Annotated in this window: 21 protein-coding genes; 9 read left to right on the plus strand and 12 right to left on the minus strand. The window is 74.6% G+C overall.

Annotated elements, in window-relative coordinates; translation table 11 throughout:
- Positions 1 to 17 precede the first annotated feature (17 nt).
- Together ACIRBX_RS01300 and ACIRBX_RS01305 are read right to left on the minus strand one after the other, a co-directional pair.
- Entirely contained in the window at positions 18 to 1385 is a 1368-nt protein-coding gene (locus ACIRBX_RS01300) for a serine/threonine-protein kinase (RefSeq protein ID WP_402293016.1), read from the minus strand.
- Positions 1386 to 1840: 455 nt separating this feature from the next.
- Positions 1841 to 2755, minus strand: a complete 915-nt coding sequence (locus ACIRBX_RS01305) for an SDR family oxidoreductase (RefSeq protein WP_402293017.1) — start codon at positions 2753 to 2755, stop codon at positions 1841 to 1843.
- Between the two features lie 328 nt (positions 2756 to 3083).
- Between ACIRBX_RS01305 and ACIRBX_RS01310 the strand changes: the two genes are divergently transcribed.
- The 5 genes from ACIRBX_RS01310 (at position 3084) to ACIRBX_RS01330 (ending at position 9386) form a co-directional block, all read left to right on the plus strand.
- Positions 3084 to 3569, plus strand: coding sequence for a hypothetical protein (locus ACIRBX_RS01310; protein WP_402293018.1), 486 nt, complete (start codon positions 3084 to 3086; stop codon positions 3567 to 3569).
- Between the two features lie 88 nt (positions 3570 to 3657).
- Positions 3658 to 4632: a hypothetical protein gene (locus ACIRBX_RS01315; protein WP_402293019.1), complete on the plus strand. Its 975-nt coding sequence runs from the start codon at positions 3658 to 3660 to the stop codon at positions 4630 to 4632.
- Between the two features lie 389 nt (positions 4633 to 5021).
- Positions 5022 to 5528: a hypothetical protein gene (locus tag ACIRBX_RS01320; protein WP_402293020.1), complete on the plus strand. Its 507-nt coding sequence runs from the start codon at positions 5022 to 5024 to the stop codon at positions 5526 to 5528.
- A gap of 268 nt (positions 5529 to 5796) precedes the next feature.
- Positions 5797 to 7083, plus strand: coding sequence for a hypothetical protein (locus ACIRBX_RS01325; RefSeq protein ID WP_402293022.1), 1287 nt, complete (start codon positions 5797 to 5799; stop codon positions 7081 to 7083).
- A 269-nt stretch (positions 7084 to 7352) separates the two neighbouring features.
- The gene (locus ACIRBX_RS01330; protein WP_402293023.1) at positions 7353 to 9386 is read left to right on the plus strand and encodes a BTAD domain-containing putative transcriptional regulator; all 2034 of its coding nucleotides are present in this window, start codon (positions 7353 to 7355) and stop codon (positions 9384 to 9386) included.
- 4 nt (positions 9387 to 9390) lie between these two features.
- On the opposite strand, the gene ACIRBX_RS01335 is transcribed toward ACIRBX_RS01330, so the two are convergent.
- The 3 genes from ACIRBX_RS01335 to ACIRBX_RS01345 all read right to left on the minus strand — a co-directional run bounded on the left by ACIRBX_RS01335 (position 9391) and on the right by ACIRBX_RS01345 (position 11283).
- Positions 9391 to 9807 carry a spore-associated protein A gene (locus ACIRBX_RS01335; protein ID WP_402293024.1) on the minus strand — a complete coding sequence of 139 codons (417 nt, stop codon included), beginning with the start codon at positions 9805 to 9807 and terminating at the stop codon, positions 9391 to 9393.
- Positions 9808 to 9872: 65 nt separating this feature from the next.
- On the minus strand, positions 9873 to 10262 hold the full coding sequence (locus tag ACIRBX_RS01340; RefSeq protein WP_402293025.1) for a peptidase inhibitor family I36 protein: 390 nt from the start codon (positions 10260 to 10262) through the stop codon (positions 9873 to 9875).
- Between the two features lie 70 nt (positions 10263 to 10332).
- The gene (locus ACIRBX_RS01345) at positions 10333 to 11283 is read right to left on the minus strand and encodes a hypothetical protein (RefSeq protein WP_402293026.1); all 951 of its coding nucleotides are present in this window, start codon (positions 11281 to 11283) and stop codon (positions 10333 to 10335) included.
- Between the two features lie 239 nt (positions 11284 to 11522).
- Here ACIRBX_RS01345 and ACIRBX_RS01350 point away from each other — a divergent pair, with 239 nt between their 5' ends.
- Positions 11523 to 11846, plus strand: a complete 324-nt coding sequence (locus ACIRBX_RS01350) for a hypothetical protein (RefSeq protein ID WP_402293027.1) — start codon at positions 11523 to 11525, stop codon at positions 11844 to 11846.
- Positions 11847 to 11879: 33 nt separating this feature from the next.
- Positions 11880 to 13586 carry a serine/threonine protein kinase gene (locus tag ACIRBX_RS01355; protein ID WP_402293028.1) on the plus strand — a complete coding sequence of 569 codons (1707 nt, stop codon included), beginning with the start codon at positions 11880 to 11882 and terminating at the stop codon, positions 13584 to 13586.
- 24 nt (positions 13587 to 13610) lie between these two features.
- Here the strand turns inward: ACIRBX_RS01355 and ACIRBX_RS01360 are convergent, their stop codons facing one another.
- The 3 genes from ACIRBX_RS01360 to ACIRBX_RS01370 form a co-directional block, all read right to left on the minus strand.
- Positions 13611 to 14030, minus strand: coding sequence for a VOC family protein (locus ACIRBX_RS01360; RefSeq protein ID WP_402293029.1), 420 nt, complete (start codon positions 14028 to 14030; stop codon positions 13611 to 13613).
- Between the two features lie 64 nt (positions 14031 to 14094).
- The gene (locus ACIRBX_RS01365; RefSeq protein ID WP_402293030.1) at positions 14095 to 15003 is read right to left on the minus strand and encodes a GlxA family transcriptional regulator; all 909 of its coding nucleotides are present in this window, start codon (positions 15001 to 15003) and stop codon (positions 14095 to 14097) included.
- Positions 15000 to 15584, minus strand: a complete 585-nt coding sequence (locus ACIRBX_RS01370) for a cysteine hydrolase family protein (protein WP_402293031.1) — start codon at positions 15582 to 15584, stop codon at positions 15000 to 15002. Before ACIRBX_RS01370 ends, ACIRBX_RS01365 begins: the two co-directional genes overlap by 4 nt.
- Positions 15585 to 15822: 238 nt before the next feature.
- On the opposite strand from ACIRBX_RS01370, the gene ACIRBX_RS01375 reads away from it, so the two are divergent.
- Positions 15823 to 17364, plus strand: coding sequence for a putative Ig domain-containing protein (locus tag ACIRBX_RS01375; protein ID WP_402293032.1), 1542 nt, complete (start codon positions 15823 to 15825; stop codon positions 17362 to 17364).
- 62 nt (positions 17365 to 17426) lie between these two features.
- Positions 17427 to 17990 carry a DUF6245 family protein gene (locus tag ACIRBX_RS01380; protein ID WP_402293033.1) on the plus strand — a complete coding sequence of 188 codons (564 nt, stop codon included), beginning with the start codon at positions 17427 to 17429 and terminating at the stop codon, positions 17988 to 17990.
- Between the two features lie 148 nt (positions 17991 to 18138).
- Here the strand turns inward: ACIRBX_RS01380 and ACIRBX_RS01385 are convergent, their stop codons facing one another.
- From ACIRBX_RS01385 to ACIRBX_RS01400, 4 genes are read right to left on the minus strand one after another with little or no spacing between them, the layout of a single operon-like run.
- The gene (locus ACIRBX_RS01385) at positions 18139 to 18789 is read right to left on the minus strand and encodes a 4'-phosphopantetheinyl transferase (RefSeq protein WP_402293034.1); all 651 of its coding nucleotides are present in this window, start codon (positions 18787 to 18789) and stop codon (positions 18139 to 18141) included.
- Positions 18786 to 19628: a metallophosphoesterase family protein gene (locus tag ACIRBX_RS01390; RefSeq protein WP_402293035.1), complete on the minus strand. Its 843-nt coding sequence runs from the start codon at positions 19626 to 19628 to the stop codon at positions 18786 to 18788. The genes ACIRBX_RS01385 and ACIRBX_RS01390 overlap by 4 nt, the downstream gene beginning before the upstream one ends.
- Complete coding sequence (locus ACIRBX_RS01395) at positions 19625 to 21880, minus strand: dipeptide ABC transporter ATP-binding protein (RefSeq protein WP_402293036.1); 2256 nt, start codon at positions 21878 to 21880, stop codon at positions 19625 to 19627. The genes ACIRBX_RS01390 and ACIRBX_RS01395 overlap by 4 nt, the downstream gene beginning before the upstream one ends.
- Positions 21877 to 22119, minus strand: coding sequence for a hypothetical protein (locus ACIRBX_RS01400; RefSeq protein ID WP_402293037.1), 243 nt, complete (start codon positions 22117 to 22119; stop codon positions 21877 to 21879). The genes ACIRBX_RS01395 and ACIRBX_RS01400 overlap by 4 nt, the downstream gene beginning before the upstream one ends.
- Between the last annotated feature and the right edge of the window lie 75 nt (positions 22120 to 22194).

Genomic DNA, 22194 nt, shown 5'->3' on the forward strand with positions numbered 1-22194 from the left:
TGACCCGCCCGGCCCGTTCAGCGGCGGGGGAAGCGGACCAGGCCCACGACGAGCGCCGCGCATCCGATGATGTACGCCCACGCGCCGGTCGCGTACACCGAGAAGCGCATCCCCGTACTGACCAGGATCCCGACCAGCAGGACGAGGCTGACGAGGGTGCTGACCACGTGCAGGCGGCGGGGCCAGCGCGGCAGCGGCCCGGGGCGGGTCCGGCGCGTGGCGATCAGCACCGCGACGCAGACGCCGACGCTGAGCACGACGCCCGCGACCCACGGCCAGGAGCCCCGGGTCAGGTTGGCCACGGCGCTGGACGAGAACTCGTTGCGGTAGGTGCTGGGCGGCAGGCAGATCCCGAGCACCAGGCCCGCGATGGCCACCCAGAACGGGGCCGCCCGCCCCTGCGGTACCGGCGCGCTCACGGCGGGCCCGGCCGCAGGAACCGGGGCGGGCAGCGTGAGGGCGCTGTGCACGGCGTGGCCGGCGGTCGACGGTGGCCACCCGGCGGTCGGGGTGGCGGGCACCGGGATGGTCGGCTCCACCGTCCAGGCCGGGACCCCGTGGGAAGGCCCGGGCTCCGGCTCACCGGGCACCGGCCCGAGCTCCTCGATCAGTTGGGCCACGGTGGGGCGCTGGGCGGGGTCCTTGGCCAGGCAGCGCACGACGACCTCCAGCCCCTCGGCCGGCAGGCCGGAGACGTCCGGTTCCTCGTACGCGATCCGGAAGTTGAGCGCCTGGGCCGAGCCGCTGCCGAACGGGCCGGTGCCGGTCGCCGCGAAGGTCAGCACGGCACCGAGGGCGAACACGTCGGTGGCGGCCGTGACCGGCGTGCCCAGCAACTGTTCCGGTGCCATGAACCCGGGCGTGCCGACGGTCATCCCGGTCCGGGTGAGCGCGGTGGCCTCGGCGGCCACCGAGATGCCGAAGTCGACCACCCGGGGGCCGTCCGGCGCGATCAGGACATTGGACGGCTTCAGGTCGCGGTGGACCAGACCCGCCGCGTGGATGGCCTCCAGCGCCTCCGCGAGGCCGGCTCCCAACGCCCGTACCGCCTCCACCGGCCAGGGACCGTGCGCCGCCACCGCCTCGTCGAGCGGTGGCCCGGGGATGTGCGCGGTGGCCAGCCAGGGCAGTGCGGCGTCGGGGTCGGCGTCGACCACGGCCGCCGTGAAGAACCCGTTGACCTTGCGCGCCGCCGCCACCTCGCGGGCGAACCGGCGCCGGAAGCCCGGGTCCTGGGCGAGTTCGGGCCGCACCACCTTCACCGCCACCAGCCGCCCGCTCGGCGACCGGCCCAGGTAGACCTGGCCCATGCCACCGCCACCGAGGCGGCCGGTGATCCGGTAGCGCCCCAACTGCCGTGGATCGCCCGGCTCCAGCGGATTCACCCGTCACTCCCCCTCACCACGGCACCGCGTACCGTCCCCGCGTGATTACACACCAGGACGGTGCGTACGCGCAGCCCCGCACGCGCGGCGACACCGCGCCGGTGTCACCGTCGGCGGTGCTTCCGACGCGCCGGCCGGTCCGCCGAGTACGGTGGGAAGCAACGGACTTGACGCGGCGCCAGCGGCGATGCACCCGAAGACGGCCTCCGCTGCCGCACCCACCGCCTCCGCCGCCGACCCGACCCGACCGGCACCGAGGGCCGCAGCGTAGCCGGCAGGCAGCTTCGGCTGCACTGGTGAACGGCCTCCCGACGGCTCATGACCCGATCCGGGTCCGCATCCCCGCGGTCCACCGCCGGGCCCGTCCTGCGGACGGCCGGACGGGCGGACGGGCGGACGGACGGACGGGCGGACGGGCGGACGGGCGGACGGGCGGACGGGCGGACGGACGGGCGCTACAGCGGCTCGCCCAGCGGGCCGTGCTCCTCCTCCAGCTCGGCGGCCCAGTGGGCGGCGAAGTCCGGCCGGCTGCCGTCGGTGTCGGTGAAGCCGTACTCCCGATAGAGGCCCCAAGTCGCCAGGGCCCGGCCGGACTTCGCCATCACGTCGGGGTCCGCCGCCAGCGCCGCGACGGCTCGGCCGAGGTAGGCCGGGGTCTCCGAGTGGGCGAAGTCCGGGTCCTGGGCGACGGCGTCCCGCCAGTTCCGCTCGGCGACGCCGAACAGGTCGAGCATCGCCTCGGAACGCAGGAAACCGGGGGTGATCGCCACCGCCGCGACGCCGTACGGCCGCAGCTCGGCCGCCTGGGCGACCGCCAGCCGGATCACCGAGGACTTGGCCAGGTCGTAGAAGAAGGAGCCCCGGTAGCGGGCGGTGTTGCCGTCGGTCACCTCGACAACCAGGCCGGACCGGCGGGCCACCATCAGCGGCAGGGCGTACCGGCTGGTGATGACGTGGGTCTCCACCGCCTGCCGGAGCAGGCGCAGCCCGGTCTCCAGGTCCTGTTCCCAGAGCGGGTGTTCCCAGTCGGTGAGCGGATCGCCGCCCCAGACCGAGTTCACCAGCACGTCCAGCCGGCCGTGCTGCTCGGCGGCGATCCGCTCCACCAGGGCCCGGACCTGCCCGGCGTCCGCGTGGTCCACCCGCACCGGAACGCCCGTACCGCCCGCCTCGGTGACCAGGTCGGCGGTCGCCTCGATGGTCTCCGGGCGGTCGAGCTCCGAGCGACCGTCGGCCGTGCTGCTCCGCCCGGTCACGTAGACCGTCGCACCGGCCGCGCCGAGCTGCACGGCGATGCCCCGACCGCCGCCCCGGGTGCCACCCGCGACCAGGGCGACCTTGCCGGCCAGCGGGCGGTGACGGGTACTCATGTGTCCTCCTGGGTCTGCGGAAGGCAATTCTCGCCACCTCGGGCGGGCCACGGCACCCCGTTTGACCCGAATGCCGGAATCCCGAGGCCGAGAAGGGGTCACCCATTTCCCGGATGGCGGTGATCCACATCATGTTCGCCAACGAAGTGACCGATGATCCGATCCCTCCCATCCGCTCCAGGGCGACGGCTTCCGCGATTGGCCAAAAAACGATCTTGGACATCCTCCGGAGTCCCATAAAGTCATGATCATGAAAACGGAGGACCGAGCCGCACCGTCCCCCGCTTTCGCCACGACGCATACGCACGACAGAACACGGAAGAATCCAATGCTCTCTGCCCGCAAGGCACTTGTCACCGCGACCATGGCGATGTCCGCCGTCGTCGGCGCCCTCGCCACGGCTTCGCCGGCGAACGCGTCGATCACGACCGGCTCGTACACCGTCGACGGCTGTGACGCCCAGTGCCTGGTGCTCTACTTCAACACCGGGTACGCCGGCTCCCACACGGTGATCCACTCCACCACCCCCGACGCCGGCGAAGGGGTCTACGACCTCTCGGTCTACACCTTCCAGAGCTCCGGCAAGGGACAGGGGACGAACCTGAAGAACAACGCGGCCTCGGCCAAGGCCCGTATCTGGGGCATCAAATCCAGCGTGACGGTCTATTTCAACAGCGGCTACGCGGGCCCCTGCGACAAGTTCCACAAGACCGAGTACCCGGTCGCCTGGCAGCTCTCGAACACCTACAACGAGAACGCCTCGGTGTACTTCCGGAACGTCGAGGTCAACCAGAACTGCGTCAACTTCGGCTGAGCCACGTCGTGAACCGGTGACGGCCGCACACCCGTGCGTCCGTCACCTTCCCCAGGAAGAGAAGTGAATGACCGTGAGGAGAAGGGGATTGCCCCCCGGGACGTCGCGCGCGCTGGTGTTCGTCGCAGCCGCCCTCCTGGCGACGGCCTCCTGTGGGACGGCCGAGCAGGACCGGGCCGACCGTGAGCCCGCAGGCCGGAACCCGGGGGCTGCCGCCTCCGCTCCCGCCGCACCGTCCACACCCGCCGCACCCGCCGCACCCGCCGCGCCGTCCGCGACCTCCTCGGGGACGCCCGACCGCACCCCGATGCCCGTCGAGCGGTACGCCCTCACGGCGGAGCAGTCCGGGGCGATCGACCGTGCCAAGGTGCTGCTGGCCAACGAGTGCCTGGCCGGCTTCGGCCTGGACTTCCGGATACCGGACCGACCTCCGCCGCCCGCCGAACCCTCCCGGCGCTACGGCATATCGGACCGCGCGGCGGCCCGCGAGCGCGGCTACCACCTCCCGCCACCGCCGGCCGGCGCGGCGGCTGCGGACGGGCGGCCCACCGAGGCGCAGGAGGCCGTCCTGCTCGGCGAGACCCGGGCGGGCGCACCGCAGCCGACCGGCCCCGACGGCCGCCCCGTCCCGCCCGGCGGCTGCTACGGGGACGCCGAGGCCCGGCTGGACGGCGGCCCGCGTCCCGAGGCCGACCTCGCCGCCGCCGCGGCCGTCGACACCGAAGGCTTCCGGCGCTCGCTGGTGGACCCGGCGGTGGTACCCGCCTTCCAGGCGTGGTCGTCCTGCATGGCACGGCACGGTCACCACTACCGGGACCCGCTGGCCTCCGTCGGGGACCGGGCGTTCGACACCCCGGAGCCGACGGAGCGTGAGAAGGCCGTGGCGCTGGCGGATCTGGACTGCAAGACCGAGACCGGCCTGCTGCAGACCTGGAGCGCGGCGGAGGCCGCCATCCAGACCCGCATGATCGAGGAGAGGTCCCCGGCGATGACCCGGCTCAGCGCCTTCCAGCAGCGCAAGATCGGCCTGGCCCGCGAGGCGATCGCCCGCCTGGGCGGCTGAGCGCGGCCCGCTGCTTGCCGGGTGCACGCACCACCAGCAGCACGGGCGGCACGGGCGAGCGGGCACGGGCGCGTCTTCCTCGGGTCGGCGGGACGGGGCGGGAGGTCTTCGCTCCGTGCGTCTCCGACCCGGGCGGAACTCCCGGGCCGGAGACGTCCCGTGGCCATCGTCGGTCACTCCCGTATCACCGCCGTCACACCTGTACCGGTCCGGGCGCAGCCGGGCCCGGTACAGGTGTGACGGCGGAGTGATCCGGCCGGTACGCGTCCCTCCTAGGTTCGTCCCGGCTCCGGATCCCAGGACACCGACGGCCGCCCCGCCCCAGCCGGCGGCACCCACCACCCCCGCCGTGCGGCGTCGATGCACGACGGCCTTCCGGAAGGACCCCCGTGACCCCCAGCAAGACCGCTCGTCCCACGGCCCGCAGGCGCCTGCTGCGCGCCGCCCTGGTCGGTACGGCGATCACCTGCGCGCTCGGCCTCACCGCCACCACCGCGTCGGCCGCCTCCACGGTCGCGCGCTTCACGCTGGCCGAGCCCGACTGGACCGCCGGTGACAGCGCGTCGGCGGACAACGGCATGTCGCAGCTGGTGCTCCAGTCGGACGGCAACCTGGTGCTCTACAAGTTCACCGGGGCCGACAGCTACCCGGCCTGGGCCTCCGGCACCCGGGGCAAGGGCGTGGTCCGGCTCGGCTGGTCGCAGTCCGGCTACGTCAAGCTCTACAACTCCTCCGGCGGCATCGTCTGCACCATGGGTGCGCTCAACCCGGCACCCGGCGGTCGCGCCGAGCTCCGCAGCGACGGCAACCTGGTCTTCCTCAACACCAACGGCAAGGCGACCTGGAGCACCGGCACGTCGAGCGGCACCGGCAACCTCAACTACTGCTACACCTGACCGGACCGGCCCTCCGGCCACCGGCACCGGGCGCCGCCCCGGGACCCCTCCGGTCCCGGGGCGGCGCCCTCGGCGTCCCCCCATCGGGCACTTCCACCCCCCGTGCGACAATTTGATGATCCGTCATGCGGTGTACTCTGCGCGTTGCCGCAGGTCAGCAGTGGGACCGGCGGGTCCGTGGCAGTGCGGTCAGCCACGGATCGACGGGCGCAGGGCGGAGGGGGATCCGGGATGTCGATGGCAAGCACGGGTGGCGAGGGGCAGTGCGGTGCCCCGTAGGCCGCGACCGATCGACCCCGACGGCGGGCCGCTGCAGGCGTTCGCGTACGAGCTGCGGTGCCTGCGGCAGGCGGCCGGGAATCCGACCTACCGGGCACTCGCGGCGACGGCGGGGTTCAGCGCCACGACGCTGAGCGACGCCGCCGGCGGCGTCCGCCGGCCCACCCTGGACGTGACGCTGGCGTACGTCGGCGCCTGCGGCGGGGACGTCGCGGCCTGGGAGAAGCGCTGGTACGCGCTGGACCGCCGGCTCGCCGTGGACACCGGAGCCGACGCCCGGCTCCAGGCGACGGGCATCGGCACCGGCACCGGCACCGGCACCGGCACCGTCCCGACCCCCCGGGCCGGGCTGACCGTCTCGGAGGTGACCGGGCCGGCCGACGGGGACGCCGAGGAGCTCGCCCCGGAGGTGGAGGCGTTCGGGGAGCAGGAACTGACGCGCGATCAGGCCGGCGGCGAGCCGCCGGGGCGGTCGCGGGCCTGGCTGCCCGCCGCAGCGCTGGCCGTGGTCCTGCTGCTGGCCGGCCTGCTGGTGGCCTACGTGGGCCTCCAGCGCCGGGTGGACGACGCCCAGCCCGCCGCCGGTGCCGGCTGTCCGTCCGGCCGGGCCGACGGGGCCACCTTCCAGGGCACCACCTACAGCGGCAGCACCCGGGTCCGCAGCGGGGCCTCCCGCAGCACACCGGTGGTCGAGGAGGTCCCGCCCGGCTGCACGCTGCGGTTCAGCGGCTTCTGCATCGGCGACCCGGAGACGGACCTGACGGCCGGGACGCCCGACACCCGCTGGTTCAAACTGGCCGGCGGCGGGCTGGTCGCCTCGGCGGTGGTGCACGGCAATCCGCCGTGGGGGGCGAAGCCCGAGCCCTGCCCGGGCGAGTTCCCGGCCCCCTCGTCGATCTCCCTGACGGTCGCCGCCAAGCCCGGCGACCCCGAGACCGTGGAGCTCAGCGCCAGCGGCGCGCACCTCGGCGTGGTGGGGTTCGCCGGGTACTTCGCCGACGGCGGCCAGGAGGTGCCGGTGCCGCGCTGGCACCAGCTCGGCCTGATCGGCGTCGGTCCGGACGGCTTCGTCCTGCCCTGGCGGCTGCCGAAGCCGACGCCGGGTCAGGAGCCGCTCCACCTGGTGGCCGTCGCCTGCCTGGGCGGCGACGGACCCACCGACGTGATGGACGCGCTCACCCTCTCCCCGGCGGCTCCCACCGACCCGCGCGCGCTCCCGCTGGGCCAGGAGGACCGGGTCGCGGTCGCCCGTACGGCCTGCCACTACCCCCGCTGATGGACCCCGGGACCGCGCCGGACAGCGGCCGGACGGTCCGACGCCCTGTCGGGGCGTTGTCCGGACAACGCCCCGACAGCGTCCGGACAACGCCCTGACCAGCCCCGGACGGCGGACCGCCGCGCCGTTGTCCGGAGTTGACCGCCCGTCACCGGCTGGGCGGCGCCGGACGGACGGTCACCGTATTGGATCTTGCCCGTCAGCACGGTGCGCCCGGCGGTCCCGCCCCGCACCGTCCGGTAGCACCGACGGCACAGGAGTACGGGCGAGTGGAATTCGGCATCCTGGGACCCCTAGTGGTCCGCGACGGCACGCGGACGCGCACCGTCCCCGGCGGCCGGCAGCGGGCCCTGCTCGCCGCGCTCCTGGTCCGGCACGGGCAGCCGGCCTCGGCGGAGTTCCTGACCGAGGCGGTCTGGGACGGGTGTCCGCCCGGCAGCGCCTCCTCGGCCCTGCGCAACTACGTGATGCGGCTGCGCCGGACGCTCGGCGCGGCGGGTGAGCGGATCGAGACCACCACCGGCGGCTACCGGATCACCCTCGACCCGCAGGAGTTCGACCTCCGGCGGTTCACCGTCCTGCGCGACGAGGGCATCGCCGCGCTGCGCGGTCGGGACTACGAGCGGGCCGCCACCCGCCTGGACGCCGCGCTCGCGCTCTGGCGCGGCCCCGCCCTGGCCGACGTGCCCTCGGACACCCTGCTGCGCAAGGAGGCCGGCTGGCTGGCCGAGGCCCGGCTGGATGCCGTGGAGGCCCGACTGGAAGCCCGACTGCGGCTCGGCGGCGACGTCCGGGCGCTCACCGGCGAGCTCCAGGCGCTGACCGCCGAGCACCCGGAGCGGGAGCTGCTCTGGGCCCAGCTCATGACGGTGCTGTACCGCAGCGGCCGGCAGAGCGAGGCGCTGGCCGTCTACCAGCGGGTGCGGCGGACCCTGGTCGAGGAGATCGGCGTCGAGCCCGGCAGCGAGCTGCGCGAGGTCCACCAGCGGGTGCTGCGCGGTGACCCCACCCTCGACGGACCGGCCCGGCCCCGTCCCGAGCCGGTCACCGTCACGACCGCCGTCACGACCGCCGTCACGACCGCCGTGACGACCGCCGCCACGTCCGCCGTCGCGACCACGGCCACCGGTCCGGCCCCGGACGGCGAAGCACCCGCCGCCGACGGCCCGCAGCCCGACCGGACCGCCCCGTCGACGTTCGCCGTGACCCCCTGTCAGCTCCCCGCCGCGCTGCCCGACTTCACCGGCCGGGCCTGGGAGACCTCGCTGCTCACCGGCCGGCTCACCGCGCCGGACCGCACGGCCCCGTTCACCGCCGTGCTCTCCGGGCAGCCCGGCGTCGGCAAGACCGCCCTGGCCGGCCAGGTCGCGCACGCCACCCGGGCGGCGTTCCCGGACGGCATCCTGTACGCCGAGCTCGGGGGGACGGACGACCGCCCGGCCCGGCCCGCCACCGTGCTCCGGTCCTTCCTCCTCGCGCTCGGCGTCCCCGCCGACCTGATGCCGGCCGGTCTGGAGGACCGGATCTCGCTCTACCGCTCGCTGCTGACCGGCCGTCGGATCCTGGTGGTGCTGGACGACGCCCGGGACAGCGCCCAGATCCGCCCGCTGCTGCCCGGTGCCCCCGGCTGCGCCTCCCTGGTCACCACCCGCTTCCGGCTCGCCGACCTGGTCGGGGCGCTGCCGCTCCAGTTGGACGTGCTGTCGGTGGCGGAGGCCGAGCTGCTGCTGCGGCGCCTGGTCGGGACCGCGCGGGTGGCGGTCGATCCGGACGCGGGGGCCCGGGTGATCGCCGCCTGCGGCCGGCTGCCGCTGGCCCTGCGGATCTGCGCCGCCCGGCTGTGCGCCCGGCCCGGCTGGACCGTCCGGCACCTCGCCGACCGGCTGGCCGACCGGCCGGGCCTGCTGGACGAGCTGCGGGTCTGCGGCCTGGACGTCCGGGCCAGTGTCGCGCCCAGCTACCGGGCCCTCGAACCCGCCGCCGCCCGGGCCTTCCGGCTGCTCGCCACGGCCGCCGTGGACGACCCGGTGACGACCGGTCAGGCCGCCCGGGCCCTGGGCCTTCCGCTGCCGGTGGCCGAGCACCTGCTCGAAATGCTGGTCGACGCCCACCTGCTGGTCACCGACCTGCCCGGCCGGTACCGCTACCCCACACTGCTGAGGGCCTTCGCCCGCGAGCAGGGCGGCCGACCGGCCGGCACCGTGCCGGCCCAGCAGGAGCGGCACGCCACCGACCGACCGACCGCGCTCGTCGCCTCCGGACGGGGCGGGCCGGCCGACCGGCCGACCGCTCCGGCCTGGTGACGGCTCAGCCGCAGTGGACCTCGAACTGCACCAGCGAGTCGTCGCCGATCTGGGCGACCCAGTCGATGCACCGGCCGGGCGCGCTCGCGTACACCGGACCGGCGTAGGTGCCGTACTCGGCGCCGTCCTTCTGCCAGGGGCTGTTCAGCGGCGTGCTGGGCCGGAGCGAGGCGAGCAGGTAGATCTTCGCGCCCGGGTTGGTCCGGACCGTCACGGCGCAGTTCTTCCCGGTCGAGCCGTTGTAGGTGAGGAACGCGGTGCCGCCCCTCAGCGGGAACGAGTCGATGACGCCGTAGCCCGAACCGCAGACCCCGTTGTAGGTGGCGGCCTGGGCCACCGAGGGGACGGCGGCCAGGGCACCGGCCGTGGTGGCGGCGGCGACCGCCACGCGGGCGAGGTTGTGTCGGACGGTGTGCTTCATGGGTGTCGGTGCTCCAGGGTGACGGTGGATCAGATGAGCAGGGCGGAACGGGACGGCGGCGGGTCTCAGCAGTCGGAGGCGAACTTCACCGAGGCGTTCTCGTTGTAGGTGTTCACCAGGTTCGCCGCGTTGCGGTAGTTGAACATGTCGGCCGGGCCGCCGTAGTTCGAGTAGAAGTTCACCCAGACCGTCATGCAGACGTTGGAGACGGCCGAGGCGGCGTTGTTCTTGACGCGCTGCCCCTGGCCGTTGCCGGGGGCGGTGAAGGTGCGCCCGGCGAGGTCGGGGATGCTCTGCTGGATCACGTAGTGCGAGCCCTTGAAGTCGGAGTTGAAGAACAGGCAGAACTGGCTCTCGCCGCAGTCGCGCACCGCCGCCTGCGCGTTGGTGGCGAAGGCGGGGACGAGCAGGGCGGCGCTCAGCGCGGCTGCGGCGAGCTTGAGGGTGCGCTTCATGGGTGTCTCCGGTGTTCGGGACGGACGTACCGGGCGGGCGCCCGGACGTGAGCGGTGGGGGCCGGCCGGGTCACTGCTCGCGCAGCACGGCGGCGGCCTTGGTGAGCTGTGCGGTCTTCACGGTGAGGGCCGTCGCGAAGTCGGCCTGCTGCCGGGCGATCGACTCCTTCTGGAGGCCGGCCTCCACGCCGGACCAGGCCTCGACCAGGCCGACCCGCTGCTTGCAGGCCACGTCGGCCGTCGCCACCCGGATCTCCAGCGGCGTCGGCGTATCCCCGAGGAAGCGCGGGTCGCTCATCGCCTGCATCGGATCGGGGTACGCGTGGCCCTCGTTCCTCATGCACGCGGACCACTCCTCGAACAGCCGGGTGACCTGCGGCACCGCCATGCTGTCCTTGAAGGTCTGGAGGTTGGCCCGCTGGGCCACCGGGCTCGGGCCGAGGTCCCCCGCCCCGGCCAGGCCCCGCTTCGCCTCGTCGTAGCAGCCGCCGGGCGGGACGGCCACGCCGTTCACCCGAAGCTCGGGGCCGCCCGGGCCGGACTCCTCCGGCCGGTGCCCGGTCAGCACCTGCTGCTGCTCGGCGGAGAGCGGGGTCGGGCGGACGGGGTGGGTGCGCGGGTCCCGGTCGCCCAGGTGGTAGCCGTTCGCCTCCGCCTCGGCCCGGTCGGTCAGGCCGTAGCGGCGGTCCGTGAAGCTGCGCGGGCCGGTCGACGGCCCGGTGGGGTTGACGGCGTAGTCGAGACCGAACCGCCGCAGACACGCCCGGCGCAGCACGACTCCGGCCCGGGCCAGGGTGTCGGCCTCCGCCTCGGAGAAGAGGTACGCCTCGATCGGCAGCTGCGGCTCGGTGCGCTCCGGGGGTGCCGACGCGTCCGGTGCGGCCTGCGTCGGCACGGCGGACGCCCGGACGGACGAGGTCGGCGCGGCCGGGGACGGCACGGCCGGTGCCTGCGCGGCCGGCCGCCCGGGGGCCGAACAGCCGGTCAGGGCGAGGCAGATGACGCCCGCCAGCCCGGCCAACCGCGCACCCGTGCCCCCGGCGGTCGTGCGCCCTCGCCCGGTGGGTTTCCCGCCCGTCGTCCGCATGTCGCCCTGCGCCCCCTTCCGCCCCGTCGGCAGGAGGCCACCCGACCGGCCCCCGCCCTCGGCACCATCGTGGAGCGCGGAGGTATCACCGTGGTCTCATCCCCGTCATGCCCGACATCAGGACGACCACCAACTCCGCGACCTGGCACCACGTCTGACGGTGCGCCACTAGGATGCGGGCCATGGCCAACTTCCGTTCGCTGCACTCCCGCGACTCCGCGCTGTCGATCGGCTCGGTGGGTTCGTTCCTCTCGATCGGTTCGGTCGGGTCGGTGCTCTCGGTCGGCTCGGTCGGCAGCGTGCTGTCGGTCGGCTCGGCGGGGTCCTCGATGTCGGCCTTCTCCGCCGCCTCCTGGCTGAGCGTCGGCTCGCTGCTCTCGGCCCGCTCCTCCGGGTCGGTGCTCTCCTGGCGCTCGCACCGCGCCGCCCTGGCGGTCGGCGCGGCCGTCGCCGCCACCACCGTGCTGGCCGCGTACGGGCGGCGCGGCCGGACCTGACCGGACGACGGCCGACCGAGGGGGAGGTAGCGGGTGGGGCTGGGCGGGCTGAGACCGGGGGACCCCCGGCAGATCGGTGGGTGGACGCTGGTCGGCCGTCTCGGTGCGGGCGGCATGGGCGTGGTCTACCTGGCGCAGGGCATCGACGGACGGCTGGTCGCGGTGAAGCGGCTGCGCGAGGAGCTGGCCGAGGACGCCGCGTTCCGGGCGCGGTTCCGGCGCGAGGCGGCCTCGCTGCTGCGGGTCCGCGGGACCTGCACCGCCGGGGTGCTGGCGGTGGAGACCGAGGCGAGCACGCCGTACGTGGTGATGGAGTACGTCTCCGGGCCGACGCTGTCGGAGCACGTCGGTGACCACGGCCCGCTGCGGGCCGAGATGGCGCAGGGCTTCGCGGCCGGGCTGGCGGAGGCGCTGCTGGCGATCCACCGCGCCGGGCTGGTGCACCGCGACCTCAAGCCGGCCAACGTGCTGTTCTCCGAGCACGGCCCGAAGGTCATCGACTTCGGCATCGCCCAGGCGGCCGACGCCACCGTCCTGACCCGGATCGGTGAATCCCTGGGCACCGTCGGGTACATGGCACCGGAGCAGCTCCGGGGCCAGGCCGGGCCGCCCGCCGACGTCTACGCCTGGGCGCTGACCGTGGCCTACGCCTGCACCGGGCGTCCGCCGTTCGGCACCGGCCCGACCGAAGCGGTGCTGTACCGGGTCATGCACGGCGAGCCCGATCTCGACGGGGTGCCGGCCGCGCTGCTGCCCATGCTGACCCGGTCGCTCGGCGGATCACCCGAACTCCGGCCCACGCCCGGGGAGTTGCTCACCGAGCTGACCGGCACCGCGCCGACCGGCCCGGCGCCCGCCGCCGCACCGCCGGGTCCGGAGGCGGAGACGGCGGCGCTGCGCACCGTGCTGGCCACCGCCTGGCAGCTGCCCGCGCCGTCCCCGGCGGCGTGGCCACCACCGGCCTCCGGGCCACTGCCGGGCTCCGGGCCACTACCGGCCTCCGGGCAGCCACCGGCGGCGTGGCCACCGCCCCGGCTGATACCGTCACCGCCCCGGCGCACCGGGCGGGCCGCCGCCGTCGCGCTGGCGGCCCTGCTGGTGGCGGCCACCAGCCTGGCGGTCTGGGCCGCGCTCCCGGACGGCGGCTCCGGTGGGCATCCGTCCGCCTCGGGCAGCGGCACGGCTGCGGGCTCCTCGCCCGGCCCGTCACCGAGCCCGTCACCCACTCCCTCGCCCAGCCCGAGTCCGAGCCGGTCCGGGGGCGCATCGAAGAGCCCGAGCGCCACTGCGGCGCCCTCGCCCTCGACCGTCGCCTCCCGGTCCGCCACCCCGACCGGGGGCGGCGCGGCCGTGCTGCCCGACCAGATCGCCAACATCCACAGCGACCTGTGCATCGACACCAACGGCCCGCAGCAGGTCGGCCTCGAACTGGTGCTCCGTGACTGCGACTTCTTCAGCGGCCAGTTCTGGTCCACCGAGCGGAGCACCCTGCACCTGGTGAACCCGCCGAGCGGTCTCTGCCTCGACACCGACGGCCCGCCCGCCGCCGGGGCGCTGGCCGTGCTGAACACCTGCGGGAACTACACCGGCCAGCAGTGGCGCTACGACGCCGCCAACGAGTGGTACGTCAACCCCACCAGCAACCTCTGCCTGGACACCAACGGCCCGCCGGACGTCAACGTCGCCCTGGTCCTCAACTACTGCGGCAACTACACCGGCCAGCACTGGGAGCCCTTCTGACCCACCGCCGGGCGGCCCGAGCGGTCAGAGCACCAGGTCGTCGTGCTCGTCGAAGATCCAGCCGTCCTCGTACAGCACCTCGAACAGGTGGCCGTCGGCGTCGGTGAAGTACCCGCTGTGGCCCCAGGCGTTGGCCCCGGCCGGGCGGGTGACGGTGGCACCCAGCTCGGCCGCCCGGGCCATCACCGCGTACACCTCCTCCGCGCTGCGGGCCACGTAGGCCAGCGCGAAGCCGGCGAAACCGCCGGGCCCCCGGTCGGGCAGCCGCGCGTCGGCCGCGAAGGCCTCGCGGGACTGGAAGGCGACCGCGACCCCGCCGAGCTCGAACAGCGCGAACTCGTCGGAGCCGGCCTTCGAGCGCTCCCAGCCCAGCCCCTGGTAGAAGGCGACCGAGGCGGCGACGTCGCGCACGCCGAGAAGGATCAGGTTCAGTCGTCGGCGCATGTCGTCTCCCTGGAAGGTGCCCGTACGGCGGGCATTGTGCCAGCGGCCGCCGACAGCACGGTGATCACCCCTGCCGGGCCCGCAGCCGCCGCAGCATCCGGGCGTCCTGGAAGCCGACCTGGCGGGCCGCGGCCTCCACCGTGCTGCCGTGGGCGATCAGGTGCTCGGCGCGCTCCAGGCGCAGCTCCTGCTGGTAGCGGAGCGGGGTGAGGCCGGTGGCCTCGGTGAAGCGGCGGGTCAGGGTGCGCTCGCTGAGCCCGGCCGAGGCGGCCAGGTCGGCCAGGCCGAGGCGGCTGGCGAAGTGGGTGTCGATCAGGTCCTGGACGCGGTGCACGGAGTCGGTGAGGTGGGAGCGGTGCCGCAGCGCCGCCCCGGCCTGCGGCTCGTCGCCGTTGCGCCGGGCGTAGACCACCATGTCGCGGGCCACCCGGGCGGCGGCGGCCGGGCCGTGCCGGACCGCCAGCAGGTACAGCGCCAGGTCGATGCCGCTGGCGATGCCGGCCGAGGTGACCACCCCGTCGTCCTCCACGTAGAGCACGTCGCGCACCACCGTGGCGGCCGGGTGGCGGTGGGCCAGCTCCTCCTGGAGGTCGTGGTGGGTGGTGCAGCGCCGCCCGTCCAGCAGTCCGGCCCGGCCGAGCGCGTCGGCCCCGGCGCAGACGCTGGCCACCGTGCCGCCCGCCGCGTGATGGGCCGTCAGCCGGGCCAGCGTGTCCGGGCGGAGCGGCCCGGTGCGGGCCAGCGACTCCGAGCGCCAGCCGGGCACCATCAGCAGGTCGCCCGGCCCGAGCGCGGGCCAGTCGGTGCGTGCCCGGACCGGCAGGCCCTGGGCGGTGGGCACGTCCTCCTGCTCGGCCACGTGGACGATCCGGTAGTCGTACCCGAAGTCGGCCGCGCTGGCGAACACCTGGGCCGGACCGGCGAGGTCCAGCAGGTGCATGCCGGGGACGAGCAGGAAGACCACCTGGGTCACGATCCGGTCAGCTCCTTCACGGTGGCGACCCGGGCGAAGCGCCCGGCGAGGGCGTACTCGGTGCGGGCGATGATCTCGTCGGTGGACAGCGTACGCGGATCGGCCAGCACCTCGGCCAGGCTGCGCCCGGCGGGGGCGTCCCGGTGCGCGATCGGGTGGGTCGCGGTCGCGTCGACGGCGAACACCACCTCGTAGCCGAGGTCGGCGGCCACCCTGGTGGTGGTCTCGCAGCACTGCTCGGTGCGGATGCCGCAGACCGTCAGGGCGCGCACGCCCCGCAGGGTCAGCAGCTGCTGGAGGTTGGTGGTGGTGAACGCGTTGTGGCTGGTCTTGGTGAGGACCGGCTCGCTCCCGGCCGGCTCCAGGCCGTCCATCAGGTGGACGAAGCCGTTGGCCGGGTCGAAGACGGTGCCGGTGCCGGGGTCGCTGTGCAGCACCCAGACCACCAGGTCGCCCCGGCCCCGGGCGTGGTCCACCAGCTCGGCCACCTTGCCGACGATGCCGGGCTCCGAGACGGCGGCCCAGTCCTCGCGCTGCCGGAAGGACTCCTGGACGTCGATGACGATCAGTGCGTTGGTCATGGCTCCATCCTGGCCGCCGGGCCCCGCCCGCCCAAGGCACCATCAGGGCCCGATCCGGACCGATCCGGTCAACAGCCGGGGCAGCTGGAGCGGCCAAACGGAGCAGCCCGCTCCGGTCGTGTGCCCCAACCACCATTCCTGCCAGGGGTGTTGACGCATTGAGGCGGGCATGGCATTTTTCACCGGCCTGAGTGTGCGCATCCGTTCGTGCGCTCGGCGTTCCCCCACAAGGAGACCCATGTTCAAGGGACTTACCGCCGGACTCGGCACGGCCGCGATCGTCGCGGGCCTGCTGACCTCGGCCGTCACCCCGGCCCAGGCCGTTCAGGCGGGCGATCTGACCTCCACCATCGCCCTGAGCAACTGCTCGGCCTCGCTGGTGCGTTACCCCTCCTCGGTGTCCACCGACCGGGCGCTGATGCTCACCAACGGCCACTGCCTGCCGACCATGCCCAACGCGGGCCAGGTGATCCAGAACCAGACGGCCAGCCGCTCCGGCACCCTGCTGAACGCCGCCGGCTCCTCGCTCGGCACCGTGAACGCCGACAAGGTCCTGTACGCCACCATGACCGGCACCGACGTGGCGCTCTACCAGCTGACCGACACCTACGCGTCGATCACCTCCAAGTTCAACGCCACCGCGCTGACCATCGCCGACACCCACCCGGTCAACGGCTCCTCGATGTTCATACCGTCCGGGTACTGGAAGCAGACCTGGAACTGCTCGATCAACGGCTTCGTGGGCACCATCCGCGAGGACCAGTGGACCTGGCAGGACTCGATCCGCTACTCCACCGGGTGCAACACCACCCACGGCACCTCGGGCTCGCCGATCGTCGACGCCACCAGCCGGCAGGTGGTGGGCATCAACAACACCGGCAACGACGACGGCGCCATGTGCACCATGAACAACCCGTGCGAGGTCAACCCGGACGGCACCACCACCGCCACCAAGGGCCAGAGCTACGGCCAGCAGGTGTACTGGTTCACCACCTGCCTGGGCACCAACCGCGCCATCGACCTGAGCGTCAGCGGCTGCCTGCTCACCAAGCCGGCCGGCACCTCGCCGACCGTCACCAACCCGGGCAACCAGACCACCGCCCTGAACGGCGCCGTCGACCTCCAGATCGGCGCGACCGGCGGCACCGCCCCGCTGACCTTCACCGCCACCGGCCTGCCGGCCGGCCTGTCGATCTCCTCCTCGGGCCGGATCACCGGCACCGTCACCACGGCCGGCTCCTCGACCGTCACCGTGACCGCCAAGGACGCCGGCAACCGCACCGGCTCCACCAGCTTCACCTGGACCGTCAACGGCGGTGGCGGCGGCACCTGCACCCCGGCCCAGCTGCTCGCCAACCCGGGCTTCGAGTCCGGCAACTCGGCCTGGACCATCTCCTCGGGCGTGATCGACAACTCCACCACCAAGCCCGCCCGCACCGGCTCCTACAAGGCCTGGCTGAACGGCTACGGCTCCGCCCACACCGACTCCGCCACCCAGACCGTCACCATCCCGGCCGGCTGCAAGGCGACCCTCGGGTTCTACCTGCGGATCGACACCGCCGAGACCGGCACCACGGCCTACGACAAGCTCACCGTGTCGGTGAACGGGACCGCGCTGAAGACCTACTCCAACGTGGACAAGACCGCCACCTACACCCTGCGCACCTTCGACCTCTCGGCCTACGCCGGCCAGAGCGTCACGGTGAAGTTCAACGGCGTCGAGGACGCGTCGCTCGCGACCAGCTTCCTGATCGACGACACCTCCATCGCCACCAGCTGACACACCCTCAGCCACCGGCCCCGGCAGGCCCGTTCGTCAGCCGGGGCCGGTAGCGTGCCCGCATGACGGACGACGGACCGCCCGTGACGGTGGAGCAGATAGCCGCGGCCCTGGCCGCGTTGGACTACTACGACGGGGAGAACACCCCGCAGGCGCACGCCCGCTACGCCGCCGGCTACCCGGACCCCGAGGCCTACCGGGCGGCCCTGCTGAACGCCCTGCTGGGGTCGGTGCAGGCGGAGGCGATGCTGACCGACATGACCGACCTCCCCGACCAGGACCGGGAGCGGTCCTGGATGCAGCAGATCTCCTCCGCCGGGGCGGCGGAGGACGACCTGCGGCAGATCACCTTCGTCACCTGGCAGCTCTGGCGGGCGTCCTTCCCGCTGTCGGTCTTCGCCCGCAGCGACGCCGCCGGACCGGTGGCGATCGCCGCCGCGTACACCGCCGAGGCGGCACAGGCCCTGACCAATGCGATGAGCGCGGGCTGGGACGCCCTGGCCAGCGGGGACTTCGCCTCGATCGACGCCCAGCAGCAGATGATGCTGCACGCCCGGGACCGCCTCCGGGCCGCCCTCGGACACGTCGAGGACCACCTGGCCGTGGTCGAACGCGACGAGCCGTAGCGGCTGCCTCCCAGGTGGCCCGGCTGTGACACCGGTACGGCCCGGCCGCTCGGCCGGACGTCGTCGGCGAGCCCCCCGGGGGGCCGGGCTGCTCCGGCGACGACCGCCCGGCCCCGCCGAGGGGACCCCCTCTCGGACCGACGGCCGGTCAGAAACCCGGCTCGGCCGTGGCGGTGAGCAGCAGGGTGGGGCTCGCGGCCCAGCGGCCGGCGAAGGAGCGCGGGGCACCGGAGGTGGCGGGGACACGCAGGTACGCGTGCCAGCTGCCGTCGGGGCTGAGGGTGAGGTCGGCCTCCTCGAAGCCGAGGTTGCGCCGGGTGAGCGGGTACCAGGCCTTGAACACGCTCTCCTTGGCGGAGAACAGCAGCCGGTCCCACGGGAGTTCGGGATCTCGGCGGTGCAGGGTGGCCAGCCGGGTCCGTTCGGCGGGCAGCGAGACCGCCTCCAGCAGGCCGGGGCCGAGCGGGGCGCGCGGCTCGGCGTCGATGCCGAGGGTGGGCAGCGCGGTCCGGCGGGCCAGCACGGCGGCCCGGTAGCCGGTGCAGTGGGTCATCGAGCCGACCAGCCCGGCGGGCCACTGCGGCTCACCCCGGGGGCCCGGCAGGATCGGCACCGGCGGCTCGCCCAGGGCGGCCAGCGCCCGGCGGGCACAGGCCCGGACGGCGGTGAACTCGCGCAGCCGTCCGGGCACCATGTGCTCCGTCAGGGCCCGCTCCGGGGGCAGCAGCCGGGCCTCGGCGTCGTCCTCTCCGGTGCTCTCCGCCCAGACCGCGCCGGCCGGCAGCAGCGCTCCGATCACCGGGCCGGCCCCGGCTGCGGGAAGACCGGCCGCAGCCCGCTCGGGCCACCGCGCGGCTTCCACTCCCGGGGGTAGCCGAGCGAGACCTCCTCGAACCGGACGCCGTCGTGGAAGGTGGTGCGGGGTATGTGCAGGTGCCCGTAGACCACCACGCTCGCGCCGAACCGCAGGTGCCAGTCGTGGGTGTGCTCGGTGCCGCACCAGAGCGCGAACTCCGGGTAGCGCAGCACCTGGGTGGGCTCGCGGCGGAGCGGGAAGTGGTTCACCAGCACGGTCGGCAGCTCCGGGTCCCGGGCGGCCAGCAGCCGCTCGGTCTCGGCCAGCCGGGCCGCGCACCAGGCGTCCAGGCCGGGGTACGGGTCCGGGTGGAGCACGATCTCGTCGGTGCCGACCACCCCGGCGGCCCGGGCCACCGCGAGCGCCTGCTCCTTGGTGGTGGTGCCGCGCGGGCGGAAGGTGTAGTCGTAGAGCACGAACAGCGGGGCAATGGTGACCGGCCCGCCGTGGCCGCGCCAGACCGCGTACGGGTCCTCCGGCGTCAGCACGCCCAGCGAGCGGCAGAGTTCGACCAGGGCCCGGTAGCGGGCCTCGCCGCGCAGCTGCACCGGATCGTCCGGCGTGGTCCAGAGCTCGTGGTTGCCGGGCGCCCAGATCACCTCGGCGAAGCGCTCGCGCAGCAGGCCCAGGGTCCGGCGGACGTCCTCGAAGCTCTCCGAGACGTCCCCGGCCACGATCAGCCAGTCCTCCGGCGAGCCGGGCCGCAGCTCCTCGGCCACCTTGCGGTTCTCCGGGTAGCCCACGTGCAGGTCGCTGACGGCGTACAGGGTGCCCTCGGTCATGCCGGTACCTCCAGGGTGGTCACGGCCGCCAGCAGGCGACGGGTGTAGCCGGCGGCCGGGTTGGTGAACACGTCGGTCACCTCGCCGGTCTCCACCAACTGACCGTCCGTCATCACCGCGACGCGGTCGGCCAGATGGTGCACCACGCCGAGGTCGTGCGAGATGAAGAGCATCGCGAGCCCGAGGTGCTCGCGCAAGTCGCCCATCAGGTCGAGGATCTGGGCCTGCACCGAGACGTCGAGCGCGGAGACCGGTTCGTCGCAGACCAGCACCTCGGGCGCGGGGGCCAGGGCCCGGGCGATGGCGACGCGCTGCCGCTGGCCGCCGGAGAGCTCGGCGGGGCGGCGGGTGAGCAGCGCGGCCGGCAGCCCGACCTGGTCGAGCAGCTCGGCGGTCCGCTCCCGGCGGGCCCTCCCCCGGGCCACCCCGCTGCGGGCCACGGCCGCGCCGATCACCCGCTCGACGGTGTGCCGGGGGTCGAAGGAGCCCAGCGGGTCCTGCGGCACCGCCTGTAGCCGCAGCCGCTGCGCCCGGCGCCGCCGCTCGGGCAGCTCGCTCCAGGGGCCGCCGCCGAGGCGGACCGTCCCGGAGTCGGGCCGCTCCAGGCCGAGCACCATCCGCGCCACCGTGGTCTTGCCGGACCCCGACTCCCCCACCAGCCCGAGCGTCTCCCCGGCGGCCAGCGTCAGCGAGACGCCGCGCACCACCGGGCGGCCACCGAAGCTCTTGGTGACCTGGTCCACCTCGATCAGGGCGCTCCGGGCGGCCGACGCACCGTCAGCCCGCCCGGGGGCGGCAGCCGGGAGCCCGGCCGGACGCTCCGTCAGGGTCACCTCGGCGGCACGGGACGCGGCCGGCGCGGAGCGCGCCACCGCCGAGCCCCCGTCGGACGATGCCGAAACACCCTGCCCCGCCACGGCCACCGACGCGAGCACGCCTCCGGCCGGGACCGACTCGGACGACCGAACCACGCCACCACCCACCGGCTCAGCCGACACGGAGTCGACCGCCGCTGAGCTCCCCGCAGCCTCCACCCGGGCATCGACCGACGCCGAAACACCGAGCCCCGCCACCGCCACCGCCGCGAGCACGCCTCCCGCCGGAACCGGCCCGGACGACCGAACCACACCACCACCCACCGGCTCAGCCGACACGGAGTCGACCGCCGCTGAGCTCCCAACAGCCTCCACCCGGGCATCGACCGACGCCGAAACACCATGCCCCGCCACCGCCACCGCCGCCAGCACACCTCCCGCCGGAACCGGCTCCGCCGACGGGCCGTCAGGCCGCCCGCCCGGGGCAGTTGCGGGCCGCTCCAGCACGGGGTGCCAGCAGCGGGTGCCGTGGTGGTCGATGGCCGGCAGGGCCTCCAGGCAGGTGCGGTCGGCCCGGTCGCAGCGGGCGGCGTACGGGCAGCCGTCCGCCGTGGGCCCCGGGCGGTCCAGGACCGGGACGGCCAGGCGGCGGCCCCGGGTGGCGGGGCCGGGGACGGCGGCCAGCAGGGCGCGGGTGTAGGGGTGGCGGGGATCGGCGAGCAGGCGGGCGGTCGGGCCGCTCTCGACGATCCGGCCGCCGTACATCACCGCGACCCGGTCGGCCGTCCGGGCCACCACCGAGAGGTCGTGGCTGATCAGCAGCAAGGCCGTTCCCGCGCGCCGGAGTTCGGCCAGCAGCTCCAGCACCTGGGCCTGCACGGTGACGTCCAGCGCGGTGGTCGGCTCGTCGGCGATCAGCAGGTCCGGCGCCCCGGCCAGCGCCGAGGCGATCAGCGCCCGCTGCCGCAGTCCGCCGGAGAGCTGGTGCGGGTACTGCGCGGCCCGCCGCTCGGGCTCCGGCACTCCGGCCCGGCCGAGCAGCGCGGCGGCCAGCGAGGACCGTTCGGCGCGCGGGGCCAGCCCGTGCACCCGCAGCGGCTCGGCGACCTCCGCGCCGACGGTGTGCAGCGGGTCCAGCGAGGTCAGCGCGTCCTGGAGCACCAGGCCGATCCGCCGTCCCCGTACGCCGCGCCAGCCGGCCTCGCCGAGCGTGCCGAGGTCGGTGCCGTCGAACTCCAGCCGACGGGCCGTCACCACCGAGCGCGGGCCGGTGAGTCCGACCAGGCTGCGCGCGGTGACGCTCTTGCCGGAGCCGGATTCGCCGACCACCGCCAGGCACTCGCCCCGGTCCAGGGAGAAGGAGACGTCCCGCACCACGGGCGGGGCGGCGGCGGAGCCGAAGCGCACGCCGAGCCCCTCGACGGTGAGCAGCGTCATGCGGCGGACCTCCCGGTGAAGCGGCGCTGCGCGCGCCGGCCGACGGCGTTGACCGCGAGCGCGGTGAGGGTGATGGCAGCCCTGGGGAAGACCCCGATCCACCAGGCGGTCCGCAGGAAGCCACGGCCCTGCGGGAGCACCGCGCCCCGGTCCAGGGAGAAGGAGACGTCCCGCACCACGGGCGGGGCGGCGGCGGAGCCGAAGCGCACGCCGAGCCCGTCGACGGTGAGCAGCGTCATGCGGCGGACCTCCCGGTGAAGCGGCGCTGCGCGCGCCGGCCGACGGCGTTGACCGCGAGCGCGGTGAGGGTGATG

Origin of the sequence: Kitasatospora sp. NPDC096147 (assembly GCF_044763225.1) — a bacterium.
GTDB lineage: Bacteria > Actinomycetota > Actinomycetes > Streptomycetales > Streptomycetaceae > Kitasatospora.

Excerpts from the sequence above, each read along its gene's own strand:
- ACIRBX_RS01305 (WP_402293017.1), bottom strand. The coding sequence starts at position 2,755 with ATGAGTACCCGTCACCGCCCGCTGGCCGGCAAGGTCGCCCTGGTCGCG.
- ACIRBX_RS01310 (WP_402293018.1), top strand. The coding sequence starts at position 3,084 with ATGCTCTCTGCCCGCAAGGCACTTGTCACCGCGACCATGGCGATGTCC.
- ACIRBX_RS01335 (WP_402293024.1), bottom strand. The coding sequence starts at position 9,807 with ATGAAGCACACCGTCCGACACAACCTCGCCCGCGTGGCGGTCGCCGCC.
- ACIRBX_RS01340 (WP_402293025.1), bottom strand. The coding sequence starts at position 10,262 with ATGAAGCGCACCCTCAAGCTCGCCGCAGCCGCGCTGAGCGCCGCCCTG.
- ACIRBX_RS01350 (WP_402293027.1), top strand. The coding sequence starts at position 11,523 with ATGCGGGCCATGGCCAACTTCCGTTCGCTGCACTCCCGCGACTCCGCG.
- ACIRBX_RS01360 (WP_402293029.1), bottom strand. The coding sequence starts at position 14,030 with ATGCGCCGACGACTGAACCTGATCCTTCTCGGCGTGCGCGACGTCGCC.
- ACIRBX_RS01370 (WP_402293031.1), bottom strand. The coding sequence starts at position 15,584 with ATGACCAACGCACTGATCGTCATCGACGTCCAGGAGTCCTTCCGGCAG.
- ACIRBX_RS01375 (WP_402293032.1), top strand. The coding sequence starts at position 15,823 with ATGTTCAAGGGACTTACCGCCGGACTCGGCACGGCCGCGATCGTCGCG.
- ACIRBX_RS01380 (WP_402293033.1), top strand. The coding sequence starts at position 17,427 with ATGACGGACGACGGACCGCCCGTGACGGTGGAGCAGATAGCCGCGGCC.
- ACIRBX_RS01390 (WP_402293035.1), bottom strand. The coding sequence starts at position 19,628 with ATGACCGAGGGCACCCTGTACGCCGTCAGCGACCTGCACGTGGGCTAC.
- ACIRBX_RS01395 (WP_402293036.1), bottom strand. The coding sequence starts at position 21,880 with ATGACGCTGCTCACCGTCGAGGGGCTCGGCGTGCGCTTCGGCTCCGCC.
- ACIRBX_RS01400 (WP_402293037.1), bottom strand. The coding sequence starts at position 22,119 with ATGACGCTGCTCACCGTCGACGGGCTCGGCGTGCGCTTCGGCTCCGCC.